Source organism: Solibacillus isronensis (genome assembly GCF_023715405.1).
Taxonomy (GTDB): domain Bacteria; phylum Bacillota; class Bacilli; order Bacillales_A; family Planococcaceae; genus Solibacillus; species Solibacillus isronensis_B.
In genome coordinates, this window is the sequence record NZ_JAMBOC010000001.1 from 1,387,667 (window position 1) to 1,407,564 (window position 19,898).

The 19,898-nt window shown below is 40.7% G+C and carries 18 protein-coding genes; 1 reads left to right on the forward strand and 17 read right to left on the reverse strand.

Annotation, left to right across the window (positions count from 1 at the left end; genetic code table 11):
• Positions 1-2 precede the first annotated feature (2 nt).
• The 16 genes from M3166_RS07135 to M3166_RS19365 form a co-directional block, all read right to left on the reverse strand.
• A complete protein-coding gene (locus tag M3166_RS07135) occupies positions 3-1,526 on the reverse strand; it encodes a class I adenylate-forming enzyme family protein (RefSeq protein ID WP_251688712.1) in 1,524 nt (507 codons plus the stop codon).
• A 77-nt stretch (positions 1,527-1,603) separates the two neighbouring features.
• Positions 1,604-2,806 (reverse strand): iron-containing alcohol dehydrogenase, encoded by a 1,203-nt coding sequence (locus M3166_RS07140; protein WP_251688714.1) that lies wholly within the window; start codon positions 2,804-2,806, stop codon positions 1,604-1,606.
• A 24-nt stretch (positions 2,807-2,830) separates the two neighbouring features.
• Positions 2,831-4,348 carry an aldehyde dehydrogenase family protein gene (locus M3166_RS07145; protein WP_251688716.1) on the reverse strand — a complete coding sequence of 506 codons (1,518 nt, stop codon included), beginning with the start codon at positions 4,346-4,348 and terminating at the stop codon, positions 2,831-2,833.
• A gap of 57 nt (positions 4,349-4,405) precedes the next feature.
• Positions 4,406-5,284 (reverse strand): R2-like ligand-binding oxidase, encoded by an 879-nt coding sequence (locus tag M3166_RS07150; protein ID WP_251688717.1) that lies wholly within the window; start codon positions 5,282-5,284, stop codon positions 4,406-4,408.
• Positions 5,285-5,419: 135 nt separating this feature from the next.
• Entirely contained in the window at positions 5,420-5,800 is a 381-nt protein-coding gene (locus tag M3166_RS07155) for a MaoC/PaaZ C-terminal domain-containing protein (RefSeq protein WP_251688719.1), read from the reverse strand.
• 12 nt (positions 5,801-5,812) lie between these two features.
• Complete coding sequence (locus tag M3166_RS07160) at positions 5,813-6,220, reverse strand: FAS1-like dehydratase domain-containing protein (protein ID WP_251688721.1); 408 nt, start codon at positions 6,218-6,220, stop codon at positions 5,813-5,815.
• Positions 6,221-6,274: 54 nt separating this feature from the next.
• Positions 6,275-7,450 carry an acyl-CoA dehydrogenase family protein gene (locus tag M3166_RS07165; RefSeq protein ID WP_251688723.1) on the reverse strand — a complete coding sequence of 392 codons (1,176 nt, stop codon included), beginning with the start codon at positions 7,448-7,450 and terminating at the stop codon, positions 6,275-6,277.
• 34 nt (positions 7,451-7,484) lie between these two features.
• Positions 7,485-8,396 (reverse strand): SDR family NAD(P)-dependent oxidoreductase, encoded by a 912-nt coding sequence (locus M3166_RS07170; RefSeq protein WP_251688725.1) that lies wholly within the window; start codon positions 8,394-8,396, stop codon positions 7,485-7,487.
• Positions 8,397-8,431: 35 nt separating this feature from the next.
• Positions 8,432-9,718, reverse strand: a complete 1,287-nt coding sequence (locus M3166_RS07175; protein WP_251688727.1) for an acetyl-CoA hydrolase/transferase family protein — start codon at positions 9,716-9,718, stop codon at positions 8,432-8,434.
• Positions 9,719-9,739: 21 nt separating this feature from the next.
• Positions 9,740-10,933, reverse strand: coding sequence for a thiolase family protein (locus tag M3166_RS07180; protein WP_251688729.1), 1,194 nt, complete (start codon positions 10,931-10,933; stop codon positions 9,740-9,742).
• A 68-nt stretch (positions 10,934-11,001) separates the two neighbouring features.
• Positions 11,002-12,177: an acyl-CoA dehydrogenase family protein gene (locus M3166_RS07185; RefSeq protein WP_251688731.1), complete on the reverse strand. Its 1,176-nt coding sequence runs from the start codon at positions 12,175-12,177 to the stop codon at positions 11,002-11,004.
• Between the two features lie 97 nt (positions 12,178-12,274).
• Complete coding sequence (locus M3166_RS07190) at positions 12,275-13,393, reverse strand: thiolase family protein (RefSeq protein WP_251688733.1); 1,119 nt, start codon at positions 13,391-13,393, stop codon at positions 12,275-12,277.
• A 534-nt stretch (positions 13,394-13,927) separates the two neighbouring features.
• Complete coding sequence (locus tag M3166_RS07195) at positions 13,928-15,829, reverse strand: LTA synthase family protein (RefSeq protein WP_251688736.1); 1,902 nt, start codon at positions 15,827-15,829, stop codon at positions 13,928-13,930.
• A gap of 230 nt (positions 15,830-16,059) precedes the next feature.
• Positions 16,060-16,500 (reverse strand): ASCH domain-containing protein, encoded by a 441-nt coding sequence (locus tag M3166_RS07200; RefSeq protein ID WP_251688738.1) that lies wholly within the window; start codon positions 16,498-16,500, stop codon positions 16,060-16,062.
• Positions 16,497-18,110: a ribosomal protection-like ABC-F family protein gene (abc-f, locus tag M3166_RS07205; protein WP_251688740.1), complete on the reverse strand. Its 1,614-nt coding sequence runs from the start codon at positions 18,108-18,110 to the stop codon at positions 16,497-16,499. Before abc-f ends, M3166_RS07200 begins: the two co-directional genes overlap by 4 nt.
• 98 nt (positions 18,111-18,208) lie before the next feature.
• Positions 18,209-18,340: an RAxF-45 family protein gene (locus M3166_RS19365; RefSeq protein ID WP_008404783.1), complete on the reverse strand. Its 132-nt coding sequence runs from the start codon at positions 18,338-18,340 to the stop codon at positions 18,209-18,211.
• Positions 18,341-18,672: 332 nt separating this feature from the next.
• On the opposite strand from M3166_RS19365, the gene M3166_RS07210 reads away from it, so the two are divergent.
• Positions 18,673-19,494, forward strand: coding sequence for a squalene/phytoene synthase family protein (locus M3166_RS07210; protein WP_251688742.1), 822 nt, complete (start codon positions 18,673-18,675; stop codon positions 19,492-19,494).
• A 42-nt stretch (positions 19,495-19,536) separates the two neighbouring features.
• Here M3166_RS07210 and M3166_RS07215 read toward each other — a convergent pair whose 3' ends face one another.
• Entirely contained in the window at positions 19,537-19,887 is a 351-nt protein-coding gene (locus M3166_RS07215; protein ID WP_251688744.1) for a DUF4181 domain-containing protein, read from the reverse strand.
• Positions 19,888-19,898 lie beyond the last annotated feature (11 nt).

Genomic DNA, 19,898 nt, shown 5'->3' on the forward strand with positions numbered 1-19,898 from the left:
TCTTATTTAGGCAGTGCATTCTTATCCAAGTTTTTCAATGCTGTCTTCAAAATCTTGCCTGTTCCCGATTTCGGAATTTCTTCGATAAAACTTACATAATCCGGTACTTTGTATTCGGCAAGTTTCACTTTGCAGTAGTCTCGAATATCTTCTTCTGTAAGTTCGGTGTCTTTCGATACGACATACGCAACCGTCTTTTCACCAAAAACCGGGTCCGGTCTGCCGATCACAGAGCATTCTACGATAGCCGGATGCTGATACAGCATTTCCTCTATTTCACGAGGGTAAATATTAAACCCGCCGCGAATAATAATGTCTTTTTTACGGTCAACGATAAAGTGATAGCCTTCTTCATCGCGATAGGCCATGTCACCTGTATACAACCAGCCGTCCCTAATCGTATTTGCGGTCTCGTCCGGCTTCTTGTAGTACCCCTTCATCATATTCGGCCCTCTAAATAAGATTTCGCCTACTTCATGATTGGCTACTTCATTGCCTTCAGGATCTACCAGTCTCAAATCGATTCCCGGTAATGGCATCCCGACTGAATTGACTTTTTTCGGTAAGCTACGGTGTGTTGTCAACAGCATGACCGTACTTTCCGTTAAGCCATAACCTTCTGAAATACTTACACCGAACGATTCATTCGTCTTATGCAATAGCTCCGCCGGTAAACTTGCCCCACCTGAACCGGCTGTACGTAATTTTGAGAAGTCCAGCTGCTCTACTAAATGAGGAACCTGGGCAAAGAAAGCATACATTGTCGGTACACCTAAAAAAATTGTAATTTCATGTTCGGCAATCGCTTTTAATGTTTCTACCGGATGGAACCGTTCTTCCAAATAAATCGCGCAACCGTGGGCAATCGGTGCAAGGAAGCCTTGAAGTTTTGCATAAGCATGGAACAATGGTAAGACACATAGGACACGGTCACTCGGAACTAACTGATTGTAGACGGCTGCTGTAATCGCCATCCAGTTTAAATTTCCATGTGTAATCATGGCGCCTTTCGGGTTTCCGGTCGTTCCGGAAGTATAGATAATTTGTGCGACGTCAGATTCATGTAGGGGGACAATTTCTGAAATAGAAGCGGATGTCTCTAGTTGATGCCATGATAAAAATTGTTCATCAGCCGTATCACTGTAATTAATAATTGCTTTAACCGTTTTAAATTGAGCCAGTGCGTTTTCGATAACCTGTCTACACGCATCTTCTATAATTAACAATTCAACTTCAGAGTCGTTCAGGATATACGTAACTTCCTGCTCTTTAAATGTAGGGTTGATCGGAACGACTGTACCTCCATTTGCTAAAACAGCAAAATACGTAATAATATATTCCGGGCGGTTTGTCATCATTAACGCCACATTTGTACCTTTTGTGACACCTTGTTCTTTTAATCCTGCAGCGATATTGTAAACTTTATCTTGCAATTCTTTATAAGTAAGTTGATCCCCTTTGAAGTGGATGACAGGTTGATCTGGCAAACGAGAAGTTGTTGAAGTAAGCAATTCAACAATGTTCATAATGTAACCTCCTACTTTCAAATTATCGATCAAAGGAAAGGAGGATCCCCCCTCTCCTCAAGAGCGCTTTCTTTAAGTTAAATACTTACTTTAGAACTGATTACTTCTTTAGAAACGTTTACAATGATGTCATCAGGTATACGGAAACTTAACGACGAAGGATCGTTTTGAACAGCAGGCACAAGTTGCGGAATATCTGCCGCATCAATATTAAACTCGTCAAAGCTTGGCGGCAGATTTACTGCATTTCTTAAGTCAACAATTACATTGATGCACTCATCCAATGTTTCTAGAGGATTTTCTGCATTCGGAATGACCCCTAATGCAGAAGCAAATGCATTTACTTTCGGTAAATACATGTTCGGCATGTTTTTCATAACACTCGGCATGAGAACTGCATTTGCCAATCCATGTGGAATGCCGTATTTTGCACCGTACGTATGGGCTATGTTATGAATTGGAATATTGGCCATCGCCGATTGGAAACTTGTAATAGCCATTGCGCTAGCTTGTAGCATATTAGCACGTGCCGCAACGTTCTTCCCATCATGTACTACTGTAGTCAAATTTTCGACAATGATTTTTGCAGCATGCAACGCAAATGCATCCGAGAAATTCGTGGATTTTGTTGAGAAAAATCCTTCTACAGCATGTGTTAGTGCATCCATACCTGTAAACGCTGTTACTCTTGGCGGTAAACCGACCGTTAAATCAGGATCCAATACAGCAATATCGGAACTTAAATATGGATTCATTAAATTGCATTTCAAGTTCAGCATTTCATTGAACACTACTGAAATACTGGAAATTTCAGAACCCGTTCCAGCTGTAGTAGGGATCGAAATATGCGGAATACCGAATGGCTTTGCATCAGGCCACACCTCTAGAACATTCCCGGTTAAAATATACTCAACTTGGTTAACACCATTGTAAAGAGCCCACTTGATCGTTTTAGCTGTATCAATAACACTCCCGCCGCCAATGGCAATAATGGAGTCGCCATTGCATTCTTTAAAATACTTCAGACCTCTGTTTATATTGCTTGATTTCGCATCTTGCTGAATATCATCAAATACACCAGCAAGCTTTATGCCTGGTACCATGTCAAATAAACTTTTGATTTTTTGCGTTAATCCGGCATCTGTTAGTCCTTTATCCGAAAAAAGAACAGGGCGCTTTCCGCCTAAACCTTGAATTAAATCCGGCACTAAAATATGTGAACCTGCACCACTTCGGATTTCAGGGCGATGTGTGAATTCAAAATAGGAAGTCGTTTTCATCGTATCTCTCCATTCGTTTTTCGATTAAAAGATTAAACCTAAAGCTGGGCGCTGCGCATTTTCCGTCGTTAAGGACGTGCAAATATTTTTAAGCTCTGTGTAGTCATCAAACACTTGAGCCCCCTGTTCACGACCTAAACCACTTTGCTTATAGCCGCCGAATGGAGCATCAGTACGGAAAATATGCCAGTCATTGATCCAAACTGTTCCCGCATTAATTTTCGTAGCAATTTCATTTGCTTTTGTCACATCACGACCCCAGACACCGCCAGATAATCCGTATTCTGTATCATTTGCAATGTCGATTGCTTCTTTTTCTGTTGAATATTTAATCACGCATAATACCGGACCAAAGATTTCTTCTCTCGCAATCTTCATATCATTTGTTACATCTGCGAAGATTGTCGGTTCGATGAAATACCCATTATCCAGCCCTGGACCTGTTGCCCGTTTACCACCACTAACAAGTCTCGCTCCTTCATCAATGCCTGACTGAATATAATCGAGGATTTTATTCATTTGTGATTCAGAGATAACCGGCCCCATTCCAGTTGTCATATCAAGCGGCTGGCCGAGTTTAATTTTCTTCGTTGTTTCAACTAGTTGTTGCACGACGATATCATAAATGGATTCATGGACGATGAGGCGTGTACTCGCTTCACATACTTGCCCTGAATGGAAAAATACACCGAGCAGTATTCCCGGAATCGCCACTTCAAGATCTACATCCGGAAGTACTATTGCAGGTGCTTTTCCTCCAAGTTCAAGCGTCACTTTCTTTACCGTACCTGCAGCTTGCGCCATAATTTTTCTGCCTACTTCGGTAGATCCAGTAAACGCCACTTTCGATACATCCGGATGTGTGACAAGCGCATCCCCCACTTCGGCTCCAGGACCAGTGATGACATTGATGACCCCTGGTGGAATACCTGCTTCAACTGCTAATTGTGCAAGTTTCAATGTACCTAATGGTGTATTTGAAGCCGGCTTAATAATGATGGAGTTCCCCATCGCAATTGCCGGTGCGATTTTCCACATTGCTAAAACTAACGGGAAATTAAATGGAGTGATTGCCGCTACTACACCAAGTGGTTCACGAACGAGTAAGCTTCGGTTCGGACCGAGCTGCTCATTAACAGGAAGCGCTGTCACGGCTTCATATTTCAGCGATAAATCTGCTGTTTGAGTAAGAGAAAGGATTAACTGTCGGATATCCGCGCCACCCAGTTTACGAAGTGTCGCCCCCGTACTAATACCCTCCAGGAAAATTATCTCCTGTGCATGCTCCCTGATTTTCCCCGCAAATTGCAGCATGATCTGTGCACGTTCCGCCTGCGTTTTCTCTGACCACACACCCGATTCAAATACTTCTTTCGCATTTTGAACCGCCTTATTCACATCTTCCTGGTTCCCTTTTGAAACTTTCGCCACAACTTCTGATGTAGCCGGATTGATTACATCAAAAAATTCACCTGAAGCTGGTGGTGTCCATTCACCATTAATAAATTGCGGAAAGATCTTTACTTGTACGTCTGTCGTCATCTTTCATCCCCCTTTAAATAGCAAACTGTCTCGTTACAGCGTCTGATTGATTACTTCCTACACTTCTTCTAAAGCAATGTCCGTATTATAGATTTCTTCCAAAGTCTTTCCTTTTGCTCGGGAAAGGACTGTCAGACGTGCCTGCAATTGCTTCATGGCAAATTCCATCGATTTTCCTCGTTCGATACCAAGGCTTGTTACTTCTTCTTTTCTTTCCGTTAACATCATCGCAATCGGTAACAGCTCCTGCAGTCTTTGTTGTACGCGTTCAAACAGCTCAAGCTCAGGATTTTCACTGATTAGGCGCTGAATGAGGAATGTACCAAAACCAATATGACGTCCTTCGTCACGCTTTACATTTCGAATTCCCGAAATAAACCCTGGGAACAGATTTGATCTTGAAAGTGCTTCATGGAAGAACCAGTAACCGGTTTCAGCCAAAACACCTTCCGCGAAAATGTTGTAAGTAACCGCAGCATCGACCATTGCTTCCGGTGATTGATCATCAATCAATTTACCCATCACTGCCGGCAATGTTTCATCAAATAACTTCCGGTAGCCTGGTGAAAGTAAATGTGTCAAATCTTCCGTTACGCCGATTTCTTCCAGGAACAGACTGAAAAACTCCGCATGCTTCGCTTCTTCAAAAAGGAATGTTGTTAAGTAAGTTTCCTCTTCAAACCATCCCTTTTTTGAAACTGCCATTATCATCGGTAAAATATCTTGTGTGACTGCCTCTTCACCGCCAATAAATTGGGCAAACTGTGTCAGTACCTCTAATTGCTGCTCTTCATTTAATTTCTTCCAGTCTTCTTTATCTTGGCTAAAATCGATATCTACCGGATTCCAGATTCCGAATTTTTTTGCTTTCTGGTATAAATTATACGGTAGTGAATTTTTGTTGATTTCCTGTTTCGTCGTTACATATTCTCTCATTGCCAGTTCCCCCTTAAATTTTGTTAGCTTCATCTATAACTGCTTGAGTATTAAAGAGATTCTCCTGTAATAATTGCAGTCAACATCACAAATTTTACGTATCGAGCCATCTCTCTAGAACAACCGTAAAAGTAATTATTTTCTTATTTCAAAAAATGCTTTTACCTTTACTTCAGCAGCTTCATTGACAGCTTCCGCCTCACAAATCCAGCAAGTATCATTTTCATCAACAATCCGCCCTTGAACTGTTATTCTTTCTCCGGGCCTTGTCATTGCTTTAAATCTCGTTGTGAATTTCTTCAGATTCTTCACTTCGAACCATTGTCCAATTGCCTGGCCGACAAATCCCATAACCAACATGCCATGTGCAATGACCCCGCCTAAACCTGCTGCCTCCGCGAAAGGAACAACGGTATGGATCGGATTGAAATCTCCGGATGCACCCGCATATCGAATGAGCTGTGTATGTGTTATTTCTTCCTTCTGTAAAGGTTCCAGTGTCTGGCCGACTTCCATAAAATGCCCCCCCTAATGCCTTTCGATAATCGTGGATCGACTGATTAAAACCGTTTTACCTTGTTTGTCCAAGTAGTCCTTGCGTATGACATAGAAGTTCATCGCCGCTTTTGTATAAGCTTTTTCAATGACACCATGCACTGTAATTTCCTCATCGGGAACAATTCCCCTGAAATATTCATACTCCTGCTCACCGTGGAGAACCTTTTTCATATTTAAATTCAATAACTCGGATGAGGAGGCACCTCCACCCCAAAAGTCGATCACTGTCGGGAATGTAGGTGGAACTGCTTCTCCGCTCAAAAACTCCTCTTTCAGATCGCCAATCGCTTGTGCCAATTCTTTGATTTTTCCTTTTTCTACTCTAAAAGTGTAGGATTCTAATTTCAGGCCAACTTTTTCCTTAAGCCCAGTACTCAAAAAATCACCTCCTCCAACTTCATTTATCATTATTTTCAGATAATTTAAATCATATTATTTCATTGTTGCCGGCGGTGCTTTCTTCAAATAGTCTTTATGAATTTGAGCAGCAATAATATTTTTTTGGATTTCGGACGTACCTTCATATATTTTTGTAATACGGGCATCACGGTAATATCTTTCAACTGGAAAATCTTTCATGTAACCAAGACCACCGTGGATTTGAACAGCTTTATCCGCTATGCGATTATAAATTTCCGAACCTAAAAGCTTTGCCATCGCGGCTTCTTTCATGACATTCACCCCTTGGTCCACCATCCATGCTACCCGGTACGTAAAGGCTCTCAACGTTTCAATATCCAATGCCATTTCTGCCAAGTAATGTTGGATAATTTGCTGGTCAAAAATTGGTTTACCGAACTGTTCACGCTCATGCGCATATTTGACGGATAGCTCAAAAAGTTTTTGCGAAGACCCTAAATTTCTCGCTGCGAGTCCTGCACGGCCATTTGCCAAAATAGTTAAAGCATTGACATAACCTAAGCCTTCTTCACCAAGCACATTTTCAGCCGGAACTTCACAATCCTCGAAGAAGATTTCAGATGAATGGGATCCGCGAAGCCCCATTTTTTCTTCTGTTTTTCCGATGATTAAACCGGGAGCGCTTTTATCTACGAGAAATGAGGTTATCCCCTTTACACCTTTAGTTGGATCGGTTGCAGCCATCACTGTAAAAACTCCTGCAATCGGTGCATTCGTAATATATTGCTTTGCGCCATTCAGAATATATTTGTCCCCTTTACGAACGGCAGTTGTTTTTAAAGCCGCTGCATGGGAACCTGCAGTCGTTTCGGTTAAAGCAAACGCACCAATAATGTCACCGGAAGCCATGCGCGGTAAATATTTTCGCTTCTGATCTTCCGTCCCCAATTCCACAATTCCGACAGACCCGATTCCTGTGTGAGCACCAATTACCGTCATATATCCGTTCGATGTACGGCCGATTTCTTCAAAGAGACTACATTTCCCGACCATATCAATGCCTATACCGCCATATTCTGCAGGGATGCTTAGACCGAATAAGCCCATTTCTTTTGACATTCTCATAATATGGTCTGGTATACGGTCTTCACGGTCAATCTGGTCTGCAAGTGGGTCCACTACATTGTCTATAAAATCCCGAATCGATTTTTTCATATCTATTAAATCGGGTGGCAGCTGAAAGTCCATTTTTTCTCTCCCTTCCATTTAGCAGTCCAAACAATTACACTAACGGAGCATATGGGAAGACTTGTGCACTACCTTCAAGCGGTGTAAAACTTGATTGTAGCGACCCTTTAATTGCACTTAAGCTGTCAACAGACCAGCCTTTCGCATTGAAGACAGAACGAATCGGGCGCGGCTGAGAAAACACCATAATTTCCTTTCCTCGCACACCAAATATTTGACCGGAAATATCGGCAGCTTCATCCGATGCCAAAAAGGCAACTAATGGCGCAATATGTGCTGGTGAAAGCTGTTTCAGTCTGTCCACGCGCTCTTTTTCATCCTCTGTTTCTGCAGGGATTGTCCCGATTAATCGACTCCAAGCAAACGGGGCAATCGCATTCGATGTGACATTATACCGTGCCATATCCAACGCCGTACTTTTACTTAACCCTACAATTCCTAATTTGGCAGCTGAATAATTAGCCTGCCCAACATTACCGATTAACCCTGAAGTGGAAGTGAAATGAATAAAGCGCCCACTTTTTTGCTCCTTAAAAATCGTTGATGCTGCTCGCGTCATATTGAATGAACCCTTTAAATGAACCGCAATAACCGCATCCCATTCTTCCTCGCTCATTTTAAATAACATGCGGTCCCGTAAAATACCTGCATTATTTACGACAATATCCAAGCGCCCGAAACTTGAAAGTGCTGTATCTATAATATTGGAAGCAGATTCATAGTCGGCAACGGAATCATAGTTGGCTACAGCTTCTCCGCCAAGTTCCTGTATTTCCCGCACTACCTCATCTGCAATTTTTGTATCATTCCCTTGCCCGTCAGATCCTCCGCCTAAATCATTGACAACTACTTTTGCTCCTTCTTTTGCTAAAAGTAACGCAATATCTCGTCCAATGCCTCGGCCGGAACCTGTAACGATTGCAACTTTATCTTTTAAATTCGTCATAGTTAACACCCTTTCTTATTTGGCTAATTTTCTATTTATACTAATTGTTTGTATTGTTCAGTTAGAGCAGCCCGGAACTTCGGATGCGCAATGGCAATCAAGCTTTCTGCCCGTTCGCTTAAAGATTTTCCAAACAGTTTTGCAATACCATACTCTGTGACAACGAAGTCGACTTCAGACTTCAGCGACGTCACGTATTTTGTATGAACCTTAATCCGGGATTCCGTTCCATTTTTTGCCGTAGAAGGAAGGGCAATAATTGCTCTTCCACCAGGAGAAAGTTTTGATCCATGAATGAAATCCATCTGACCACCAACTCCCGCAACAACATAGGAATCCTCAACTTGCTCGGCATTGATTTGCCCGGACAGACTTACTTCCAACGCCGAGTTAATTGAATAGAAGTGGCTTATTTTCGCTATAACTGCCGCATTATGTGTGTAGCTGACCGGATACAGTTCAACACTTTTATTGTGATGACAGAACTCATATAACTCGTTTGTTCCGGTAAGTGTTGTACATACGGTTTTATGACGATTGATTTCTTTTCGTTCGTTCGTAATGACTCCCAGATTGATGAGCTGCATAATGTCATCAGAAATTGAACCCGAATGCACACCTAAGCCCACTTTTGACCGAAGCGATCGGACAATACTGCCTGCGAGTTTGCCGACCCCTACTTGTATCGTCGCATAATCAGGAATCAGCGTTGCTACGTAATTGCCGATAGTAATGTCTTCTTTGGCAGGTTGACTGTTTGGAATTGTAAGTAACGGTCTGTCGGATGAAACAAAACGGTCAATCTGGGATACATGAACCAGTGTTTCACCGGATGTGTAAGGAAGATTGCTGTTTACTTCCGCGATCACAACCGTCGCTTCCTTAATCAATGTCTGTACAACATCTACCGAAAGACCGAGATTGCAAAAACCATCTGCATTTGGCTTTGAAACCTGTATAAGTACAACATCGATTTTCTCTTCTTTGATCCACCTAGGGATGTCCGAGAAATTCAAAGGAACGTAATCACAATGGTTATTTTTGTATGCTTTTTTCAATAAGGATGAATTTAAAAATGTTCGGATTGTAAAGTGTGGTTGACATGATATATCCGCATATTTACACGGACTACCTAAAACGATGGTATATAATAAAATCTCTTGTAACCGTGCCTTTTGACGAATTAATTCTTCTACAAGTACTTGAGGTTCATTACACATCGGTGCCAAAAATATTGTTTGAGAGGATTCAAGAAGCTGGATTGCTTTTTCAGCAGTGGTACATTTTTTTGTATAGTGGTATTTCCAATCGGTATTGTTCATTTGATCAGCTCCAGTACATATTTACAACTGCATATTTTCAACAATTGTTGTAATACCAAGTCCGCCGCCGATACAGAATGTAACTAAACCGTATTTTTCTCCGCGCCTTTCCATTTCATGAAGCAGCTTTGTCATTAATACACCGCCTGTGCCTCCAATTGGATGACCTAGGGCGATTGCGCCACCATTTACATTGACTCGGTCTATGTCCATGCCAAGTTCTTTAATGACGGCTAAAGATTGGGCTGCAAAGGCTTCATTTAATTCAATTAACCCGATCTGATCGAGTGTTAAATTCGCCATTTTCAATGCTTTTCTAGTTGCCGGCGCAGGGCCAATTCCCATAATATCAGGCGAAACCCCTGCTACAGCCTGCGCAATGATTTTTGCTTTAGGCTTTTTATCATACTGTGCAGCCGCTTCTTCCGACATCAGCAAGATTACACCCGCCCCATCATTACGACCACTAGTATTTCCGGCAGTTACTGTGCCATTTTCTTTAAAAACAGGTTTTAACTGTGATAATTTCTCAAATGTTGTTCCCCTTGGATGCTCGTCTACTTTAAATTCGACGATTCCCTTTTTCGTCTTTACCTCAAATGGGACAATTTGATCCGTGAACAATCCCGACTCGATCGCTCTTTTCGCATTTTCCTGGCTTCTTAAGGCGAACTCGTCTTGTTCACTTCGGGAAATCGAGTATTTTACAGCCAAGTTCTCAGCAGTCAATCCCATCGTTAATGCGCCATATGTTTCAATCGGCTGGGCACGGGGTTGACTTTCCGTGTTTGAATCGAGAATTTCACCGTTTCCTGCACCATAACCGTATCGGACATTTCGTAAATAGTATGGCGCAGTGCTCATACTTTCAGCTCCGCCCGCAATAATAATATCGGACAGTCCACACATGATTTGCTGAGCACCGCTATTCATCGCCTGCAGTCCCGATCCGCACTGCCGGTGAACAGTATAACCGGTAATTTCAATCGGAAAACCTGCACGTAAAAGGGCTAAACGGGCCAGATTCGGCGAGTCTGTACTTTGCTTCGCTTGCCCAATAATGACTTCATCGACTTTACTCTTGTCGATACCGGTACGGACAGTAATTTCATCCAACACTTTTGCCGCAAGATAATCTACTTCCACATCTTTTAATGTTTCGCCCATGCGACCGACTGCTGTACGTACAGAGTCTATTATTACGGCATTTTTCATTTCATCTCACCTCATAAATTCATAGTACGAATCATGTGCTTTAACTAGATGAAGTAATTTCGGATTCATTACAGTCCTAAATTTTTGGCAATGATGACTTTCATAATTTCGTTGGAACCGGCGAAAATTGGTGTAACTGCAATATCGCGGAACCGTCTTGCTATTTTGTATTCTTCCATATAGCCGTATCCGCCATGTAATTGCATACATTCTACCGAAATTTTCCGCGCCATATCCGTTATCCACCATTTTGCCATTGATACTTCCGTCACAATATCCTGTCCTTCTAAATGACGAATGATCAAATCATCTACAAATGTTTGGCCGATTTTTACTTGTGTCGCAATTTCAGCCAGAGTAAACTGTGTATTTTGGAATTTACCAATTGGTTTCCCAAACGCTTCCCGCTCTTTAACATATTGCAGCGTTAAGTCGAGCATATCTTTTGCAGCGGTAATTGCCCCTACTGCTGTCAATAGGCGTTCTTGCTGCAACTTTTGCATTAAATACAAGAAACCTTTTCCTTCTTCACCAAGAAGGTTTTCTGCAGGTACTCGTACATTTTCAAAAATAAGTTCTGCTGTATCCTGGCTATGCATGCCAACCTTATCTAATTTTCTGCCGCGTGAGAATCCTTCCATCCCTCTTTCAACAATTAGTAAGCTTACCCCATTATGGGCTGGTACCGCTTTAGGATCTGTTTTACAGGCGATGATGATAACATCGGAAAGAATTCCGTTCGTAATGAAGGTTTTTTGACCGTTCACAATATAGTCGGAGCCATCTTTAATTGCTGTTGTCGTCATTTTCTGTAAATCCGAACCTGCACCCGGCTCTGTCATTGCAATGGCTGAAATCCATTCACCGCTTACAAACTTCGGAAGATACTTCATCTTCTGCTCTTCTGTTCCAAAAGAAGTGATATACGGCGTTACGACATTACTATGCAGTCCAATTCCACTTAGACCGCCACCGACTTTTGACAATTCCTCAGATAAAACAATATCAAAAATAAAGTCCAAGCCCATTCCGTCGTACTTTTCCTCTACGCTTGGACATAAAAATCCCTGACTGCCTAATTTTGTCCATAGGTCACGCGGAACGATGCGATCATGCTCCCATTGTGTAAAATAAGGATCAATCTCTTTTTCTACAAATTTTCTAAGAGACTCCCGGAACATAATATGATCATTATCAAAAACCGTACGGGACTCTTTTCTTGTTTTCGCCAATGTTTTATTCATTTATTTCACTCTTTCTTCGTCATATTTTTAACACCTTATCTATTGAAAACGATTACATATCTTTTCGTGATTTTATAAAATATGAATAGAGTTTTATTTAAAGTCTCTCAATAATTGTTGCATTGGCCATGCCCATCCCTTCACAGATCGCAAGCAAGCCATAGCGCTGATTATTACGCTCCATGCGGTAAAGCATCGTCGTTAATAATTTTGTTCCTGTTGCGCCAAGTGGATGACCTAATGCAATCGCACCACCATCCGGATTCAATTTTTCCAGATCCGCACCAAGCTCTTTTGCCCAAACGATCGGTACAGGTGCAAAAGCTTCATTTACTTCGTACGTATCCATATCATCAATCGTTAAGTTTGCCTTTTCAAGGACACGTTTTGTCGCTTCAATTGGACCTGTGAGCATAAGTGTCGGATCAGAACCTACGACAGTACGCGCAATGATTTTCGCCATCGGTTTCACACCAAGTTCCTGCGCTTTTTCACTCGACATAATGAGTACTGCTGATGCACCATCACTCATTTGTGACGAAGTTCCTGCAGAAATAAATCCGTCTTCTTTAAACAGCTTTCTTAAGCCTTGCAGAACTTCGACGGTCGTTCCCGGTCTTGGTCCCTCGTCAGTATCTACATCACCGATCGCTACAATTTCATCATCAAAATAGCCTGCTTCAATTGCTTGAGTGGCACGCTGCTGGCTCAGCACAGAATAGTCATTAATTTCCTGCTCTGTTAACTCCCATTGTTCAGCTATACGCTCTGCGGATAACCCTTGGTGAATCAACTCATATTTTTTGATACGGTCACTTTTGCGCGTGCCCTCCATATTCGATCCCATCGGTACACGGCTCATGCTTTCAATACCACCCGCGATCACAATGTCCATATCACCTGCTATAATCGCTTGCGCCGCAAAATGAACTGCCTGTAAACTCGAGCCGCATTGCCGGTCAATCGTTACACCGGGCACTTCAATCGGAAAGCCTGCCATCAATGCAGCAATTCGTGCGATATTCCCGCCTTGCTCCAGTGTTTGGGTGACACAGCCAAAAATAACATCTTCAACAAGTGCCTTTTCAATTCCCGCTCGCTTTACTACATCCTCCAGTACATCTGCAGCTAAATCATCTGCCCGTACTTCTGCCAAAACACCATTTCTTCGGCCTACCGGTGTTCGTGTTGCAGCAACGATTACGGCTTCTCTCATTCATTCATTCCCCCTTAATAAATTGGGTGTTGGCGAATCATTTAGATCGCCTCCTAAAAACTCTAAACCATTTCGCTTTCACAAAAAACAATATATGTTGCTTATACAAAAAGATTACAACCTATTAAGCAATTAATTATCTGTCTCTTAATTTATATAGATAATGCTGCTAAAATATTCTCAACAAATTAGTACTTTTAAATAGTAAAATTCACCTTTATGACGTTAATTGTTATTGTTTTAATAACAAATCGTGCTTTCATTTATACTTTCACTATAAGTTAACACATTACTTCAGAAGGTAATTAACAGGATGAATGCATGGTTTTATATGTAAATCGAACTTCTTACCTGATAGTAATTTATTATGAAACAGATAGAGTTCCTTGACTATTTCACTGCAATTTGAAAAGTATTTTCTTCCTCTGAATCTTTATTAATTATTTTTTAAGCCATAATAAAAAGGCATCACCTATTTGAATTAATCAAATTAGATGATGCCTCAGAAAATATGTTCAATTTTAAACTATCTACTTACTCTTTTATGCTTCCGTCTTTGGAATGGAAGCGCAATAAATCCCCATTTACAACTTTATCGGAATAGTGAAGCTTTTCTTCTACCGTCGCTTTTAATTTATCTGCTGTTTCCAATTTCGATTCATCGAGCTCTTCACCTGTTTTCGGATCGTAGTATTTGCCGTCCAACGAATAGATTGTCGGGCTGACAAAATTACCGTTTCTAAACGGAACGATTTCGCTATGTTCTTCAGAAAGCAGGTCTGTCCCAAAATGGATATTGTTTTTCGTTTCAACACCAAGTAAATGCAACACTGTCGGAAGAAGGTCTATTTGGCCACCATACGTATGGTTAACGCCACCTTCCATTCCCGGTACATGAATAAATAGCGGCACACGCTGTAAATCTGCATTTACAACAGGTGTAACTTCTTCACCAATAATTTGTTCCATCGCTTTATTATGGTTATCGGAAATTCCGTAATGGTCTCCGTACATTACAATCATTGTATTTTCATAAAGCCCGGATTCTTTTAAATACGTAAAGAACTGTTCAATCGCTTCGTCAGCGTATCGAGCTGTCTGGAAATAATTATCGACACTCGCATCGCCTGTTGTCGCCTTACCGATCGTCGCTAAATCCTGATCAATCTTGTAAGGGAAGTGATGGGCAACCGTAATGAATTTTGTATAGAATGGCTGCGGCAATGTTTCAAGCAAGCTTTCCGACTGCTCGAAAAAAGGTTTATCCATTAAGCCGTACTCCGCCATATTTTTCGAATCGGCTGTATCATACGAACCTTCGTCAAAAAATTCGTCATAGCCGAACTGGTTGTAAATAATATTTCGGTTCCAGAAGCTACCGTTATTTCCGTGGAACACTGCTGATGTATAGCCATAGTCTTTTAATATCGATGGTGCAGCTTCAAATGTATTCTGACCTTTTGTAATAAAGGCCGAACCTTGTGGCAATCCGAATAATGAATTCTCTAACATGAATTCAGCATCGGAAGTTTTCCCCTGCGCTGTTTGATGATAAAAGTTATCGAAATACATTGTGTTTTCATTTTTAACTAACGAATTTAAATACGGTGTTACTTGTTGGCCTTCAAGCTCATAATCAATTAAAAATGACTGCATGGATTCCAGATGCAAATAAATTACATTCATATCTTTTGCTTTACCAAAGTACTTCTCGTTTGGCTGGGCTGAAAATGAATTTGTAAAGTTAATAATTTCAGCAATATCACTGCTGTCTGCTGAAGCACGTTCTGAAGATGCTTCAAACGTTTTAACAGAATCATAAATTGTATAATTGTACATACCTAAATATTTCACGATATAACTACGGTCAAAGCCACGGCTCAATAAATCCGGGCGGTCAGCTTCCGCTAATTGCAAGTTAACAATTGATAATACAATTGCTGCTGCTATAACAGCTGCAGGCATTTTGAATCCGACTTTGCCGGATTGGAAATTAATTTTCTTTGAGAAACGAATATATATCAGTACAAAAATATCCACAAAAAATAATAAATCAGTCGGTTTTAATAATGTTAAAACACTGCCGCCTAAATCTCCGAAATTTTGTGTTTGAGAAATCGTTGGAAGCGTAATAAAATCACTGAAGAAACGATAATATACAGAATTCGCAAATAATAGAAATGTCATCAATGTATAAATGATGATCAATGCTGTCAGTCTTCTTTTTCTTTTAAACAGAAAAGCAACTGCTAAAAATAGTACCGCAGAACCTAATGGGTTAATTAATAAAAGAAACTGTTGAAGTGGCCCCTCTACACCCAACTTAAACTGCGTCAATTGTGTAATATAAGTTTTCGCCCATAGCATTAAAACCGCAAGAACGAAAATCCCTAGAAAATTGTTTATTAAGCTTTTATTTTTTACTAAGTTTTTCACCTTGTAATCACTCTTTCTATTCAAGACGTTTTCCTTTTTTATTTAGAAAAACAAGAATCAATATATCAAAAAAACATTAACCTATGCAACTATTATGTAACGTTTTTCGATAGCAATTGTTGCCAGGAAGTGTTGAAATTGAACGAAAACAGTGAAAAAATGGAGGTTTGCTTAAACAAATTCCTCCATTTTGTATAAGTTTAGCTATTAATATTGCAACTTTCTAATCTTTATTTAGGAAAAACTTTTTTAAAGCGATCACAAACTGTCAGCATTTCTTCGGTAAATTCCAGACCAAGTTTGGAAAGTTCTCTGCTAAAAAACGCGACATGTGCTTCCTTCCACTCCTCATAAGTACCTTCTCCTTCTGCCAATGCAAAATCAACCGGTACTTCATTGAATGGGTAAATTTCAATAGAATAAGATTGGATGATCGCAACAGGTTCATCATGACTGTTTAAAACAATCTGGTAGTCCCCCACTTCCGGCAAACTTTCTTCTTCAAGTTCATACAACGGAAAACTTGAGCAAGTTGCTCTTTTAACGCCATCTACTACAAGTTCTGCAAGCCAATCCGCTTTTTCACCAAACTGAAATGCTTCTTTATAACGAATATTTTGCAAACCTTCTGACTCACAAAAACGCTGCCAATATGCTTCGATTTGATTCATTTGCATAACTCCTTTTGTTTCGACTGTGCCCATTCAAATGGCCCTTCATGTACGATAAGCTGCTGATTTTCCAGCCATGCCGTTCTCGTAAATAGTTTTTGCAGAAAATAACGGTCATGGCTAATCGCAAGTATTGTTCCTTCAAAGTTTTCCAATGCTTCTTCAAGCGCTTCCCTTGACTCAATATCAAGATGGTTCGTCGGTTCATCCAAAACGAGAACATTGCATTTTTGAACCATTAATTGAGCTAGTCGAAGCCTCATCTTTTCCCCGCCGCTTAGTTGATCCACCTTTTTAAATACGTCATGACCGTAAAATAAAAATTTGGCGAGCATATGCCGCGCATCGTATTCCGTTAATGACACCTGCTCTCGGAAAGCATCAATAAGACGCTGTTTGCCGTTAAATTGGTCAAACTGCTGTGCAAGGTATCCGATCTTTAAATTGCTGCCCTGTTTTGCATCCCCATCAACAGGCTCAATTTCCCCTAATAGAATTTTTATTAACGTGGATTTTCCTGTTCCGTTATTTCCAACAATCGCCATCCGATCTTGAAAATGGACCGATAACTGAACATCCATAAATAAAAAGTCCTGTTCAAACCCGTGGGAAATGTTTTTCAGCATAAATACTTCTTTTCCAGTCCGGTCTTCTGCCTTCAGCTGTAAATTCATCTGGCGCTCGGTTTTTGGCTTTTTGACAATTTCCATTCGAGCCAGCATCTTCTCCATTACTTTCGCTTTGCGGTATAGATCAGGATTCGGAGGAGAAGCCTCATTCGCCCATTGACGTAATCGGCGAATTGCCTCTTTTATCTTCTGAATCTTTTTTTGCTGTTCTTCATATGCTGCAAACTGCTGCGCTATTTTTGCCTCTTTATTTTTAATGTACTGATCATAGTTACCCTTGCTCATCCAAATCTGTCCGTCTTCAATTTCTGCCACATACTGAACAATTTTATTTAGAAACATCCGGTCATGCGAGATTACAACAACGGTACCTTTAAAGTATTGCAAATAGTCTTCAAGCCATTGTGTTGCAGCAAGATCCAAATGATTTGTCGGTTCATCCAACAGCAAAATATCGGGCTGCTGCAGTAATATTTGAGCGAGCATTACCTTTGTTTTTTCACCGCCGCTGAGCGCATGAAAAGGTTGATCCAATAGTTTTGTAATCGCGAGTCCATTGGCAATCGATGCAATTTTCGCTTCAGTTTCGTAGCCACCGTTTGCTAAATAGTGCTCTTGCAGCTCTCCATATTGATTTAAAATCTTCTCGGATAAATCAGTTACCATCTTCATTTCCAACTGAGACAGACGATCTTTAATATCATGTAATTCAGCAAATGCTTTTGACAATACATCAAAAACTGATATATCCGTGTATTGAGGTATTTGATGCAAGTAGCCGATTGTTTGACCTTTCGATTTTATGATTCGCCCTTCATCCGGCTGTTCAATACCTGCCAGCACTTTAAATAATGTTGTTTTCCCACTGCCGTTTCGACCGACGATTGCGATACGTTCACCGGCATTCACTTCAAAAGAAAGTTCCTTAAAAATGGTGTTGCCACCGATAATTTTCGTTATGTTTTCTGCTTTCAACTGCATATTTCTACGCCTCCACCGGCGCAGCTAAAATAACAAAAAGACTGCTCATTAACGAGAGCAGCCTTTTCAGTAGTGGTGAAAAGAATGAAGTTAATTAGCTACGCATTATTTTTAAATTGTCTAAAAAAGGACACACCTATCCCGTTAGACCCAAATTTAAAAGTAATGACACGTGCAAAATACATAGCTGTATCCACTTTTACACCTGTCTCGATCGCCAACTTCTTCATTCCGTTCACCTCCGTCAATTAGAATTGTTCTAATATTACCATATTTCAATTAATATGTACATACTGGAAATGTGTGTGTTTTCTTATTGGGAGTTGCGGCTCTAGGGTTTCTACTTTCATGGCAAGCGGTTCTACTTTAGCATTTAAACTTTCTATTTTTCGCTCCACTCGTTCCACTATTGAGCTCCTATGTTCTAATACGCCGCTCTCTTTCTCCCTACTAATCACTCCCGGCCACAAATTTTCAAAAGCCGGAACTTTTATTTTCCCTTTTCACAGATTTGCGATACGATAGGAAGTGGATGCAATTTAGAATGGAGGAAGTTTTCCTTATGTCGAACAAAGCTTTACAAAAAGATGCGATGCGCGTTTTAAAAGAGACGAGCCGTACATTTTATATCCCCATTACTTTTTTAGATAAAGAATTAAAATTAACGGTTGCTGCTGCATATTTAGCAATGCGGGCAATTGATGAAATTGAAGATCACGAAGATGTTTCCAATGAAATGAAAAATGCGACATTATTAAAAGTAGCGGAATTATTGAAAGCTCCTGCCTTTGATAACGATGCTTACCTTGCTGCACTTGCACCTGTAAAGGACAAAATGCCTGAAGTTACACTTCGTCTAGCTGACTGGCTGGAAGTTTGTCCTAAAGGGGCATTCCCGATTGTCACTTCTGCGACGAGTGAAATGGCGGAGGGAATGGCTAAATGGGCACTCGCAAATTGGCAGGTGCATACGAAGGAAGACTTGGACGACTATACATACTATGTGGCTGGTTTGGTCGGTGTCATGCTTTCGGAGCTTTGGGAATGGAGCGCCGGTACGAAAACAGACCGTGAGCTGGCAATTGGCTATGGTCGCGGCTTACAGGCAGTAAACATTTTACGAAATGAGCAGGAAGATTTGGATGAGCGCGGTGTCAGCTTCGTTCCGGATGGCTGGACACGGGCTGAACTATTTGCTTATGCGGAGGAAAACCTGGCAAAGGCCGACCTTTATATGAAGGATTTAGATAAACGTTCGATCAAATTGTTCTGCAGACTGCCTTTAGCATTGGCACATAAAACGTTACAGGCGATGAGAGAAGGACGAGAAAAAATGTCCCGCTCAGAAGTTGAAGCAACAGTAGAAGAAATCCAGGTAGACTAAAAAGAAGTGTGTTGAGGGATACCCTCCAACACACTTCTTTTCTTACATTATAATGGCAATTGCGATACTGCAAATTGCACAAAGCACTACATAAGTAAATGAAATTATATGACGACGCTTTTCTCTTCTAAACCAAAACTCCAATAATCCACGGACTATAAATAAAATCATAATGAACGCAAACAATACCGAATATAATGTTTTTTGGTCAAATAGATTAATAGTTACATACGATAAAAACATGAAACATAGAAGGATTTCCAAGACGAAATGCCAAATCCCCACATACTGATCCATAAATTTCTCGTTTTTTGGGATGTTATATTTTTTGCGTAAGTTTAAATCGAGTAAACCTGCTCCAAAAAATGCGATAATGACTACTACAATTAACACAAGCGACTTCC

What these genes read in the sequence shown, in the direction of transcription:
- M3166_RS07135 (WP_251688712.1), bottom strand. Translation starts at nt 1,526, where the DNA reads ATGAACATTGTTGAATTGCTTACTTCAACAACTTCTCGTTTGCCAGAT.
- M3166_RS07140 (WP_251688714.1), bottom strand. Translation starts at nt 2,806, where the DNA reads ATGAAAACGACTTCCTATTTTGAATTCACACATCGCCCTGAAATCCGA.
- M3166_RS07145 (WP_251688716.1), bottom strand. Translation starts at nt 4,348, where the DNA reads ATGACGACAGACGTACAAGTAAAGATCTTTCCGCAATTTATTAATGGT.
- M3166_RS07150 (WP_251688717.1), bottom strand. Translation starts at nt 5,284, where the DNA reads ATGAGAGAATATGTAACGACGAAACAGGAAATCAACAAAAATTCACTA.
- M3166_RS07155 (WP_251688719.1), bottom strand. Translation starts at nt 5,800, where the DNA reads ATGGAAGTCGGCCAGACACTGGAACCTTTACAGAAGGAAGAAATAACA.
- M3166_RS07165 (WP_251688723.1), bottom strand. Translation starts at nt 7,450, where the DNA reads ATGGACTTTCAGCTGCCACCCGATTTAATAGATATGAAAAAATCGATT.
- M3166_RS07170 (WP_251688725.1), bottom strand. Translation starts at nt 8,396, where the DNA reads ATGACGAATTTAAAAGATAAAGTTGCAATCGTTACAGGTTCCGGCCGA.
- M3166_RS07175 (WP_251688727.1), bottom strand. Translation starts at nt 9,718, where the DNA reads ATGAACAATACCGATTGGAAATACCACTATACAAAAAAATGTACCACT.
- M3166_RS07180 (WP_251688729.1), bottom strand. Translation starts at nt 10,933, where the DNA reads ATGAAAAATGCCGTAATAATAGACTCTGTACGTACAGCAGTCGGTCGC.
- M3166_RS07185 (WP_251688731.1), bottom strand. Translation starts at nt 12,177, where the DNA reads ATGAATAAAACATTGGCGAAAACAAGAAAAGAGTCCCGTACGGTTTTT.
- M3166_RS07190 (WP_251688733.1), bottom strand. Translation starts at nt 13,393, where the DNA reads ATGAGAGAAGCCGTAATCGTTGCTGCAACACGAACACCGGTAGGCCGA.
- M3166_RS07200 (WP_251688738.1), bottom strand. Translation starts at nt 16,500, where the DNA reads ATGAATCAAATCGAAGCATATTGGCAGCGTTTTTGTGAGTCAGAAGGT.
- abc-f (WP_251688740.1), bottom strand. Translation starts at nt 18,110, where the DNA reads ATGCAGTTGAAAGCAGAAAACATAACGAAAATTATCGGTGGCAACACC.
- M3166_RS19365 (WP_008404783.1), bottom strand. Translation starts at nt 18,340, where the DNA reads ATGAAGAAGTTGGCGATCGAGACAGGTGTAAAAGTGGATACAGCTATG.
- M3166_RS07210 (WP_251688742.1), top strand. Translation starts at nt 18,673, where the DNA reads ATGTCGAACAAAGCTTTACAAAAAGATGCGATGCGCGTTTTAAAAGAG.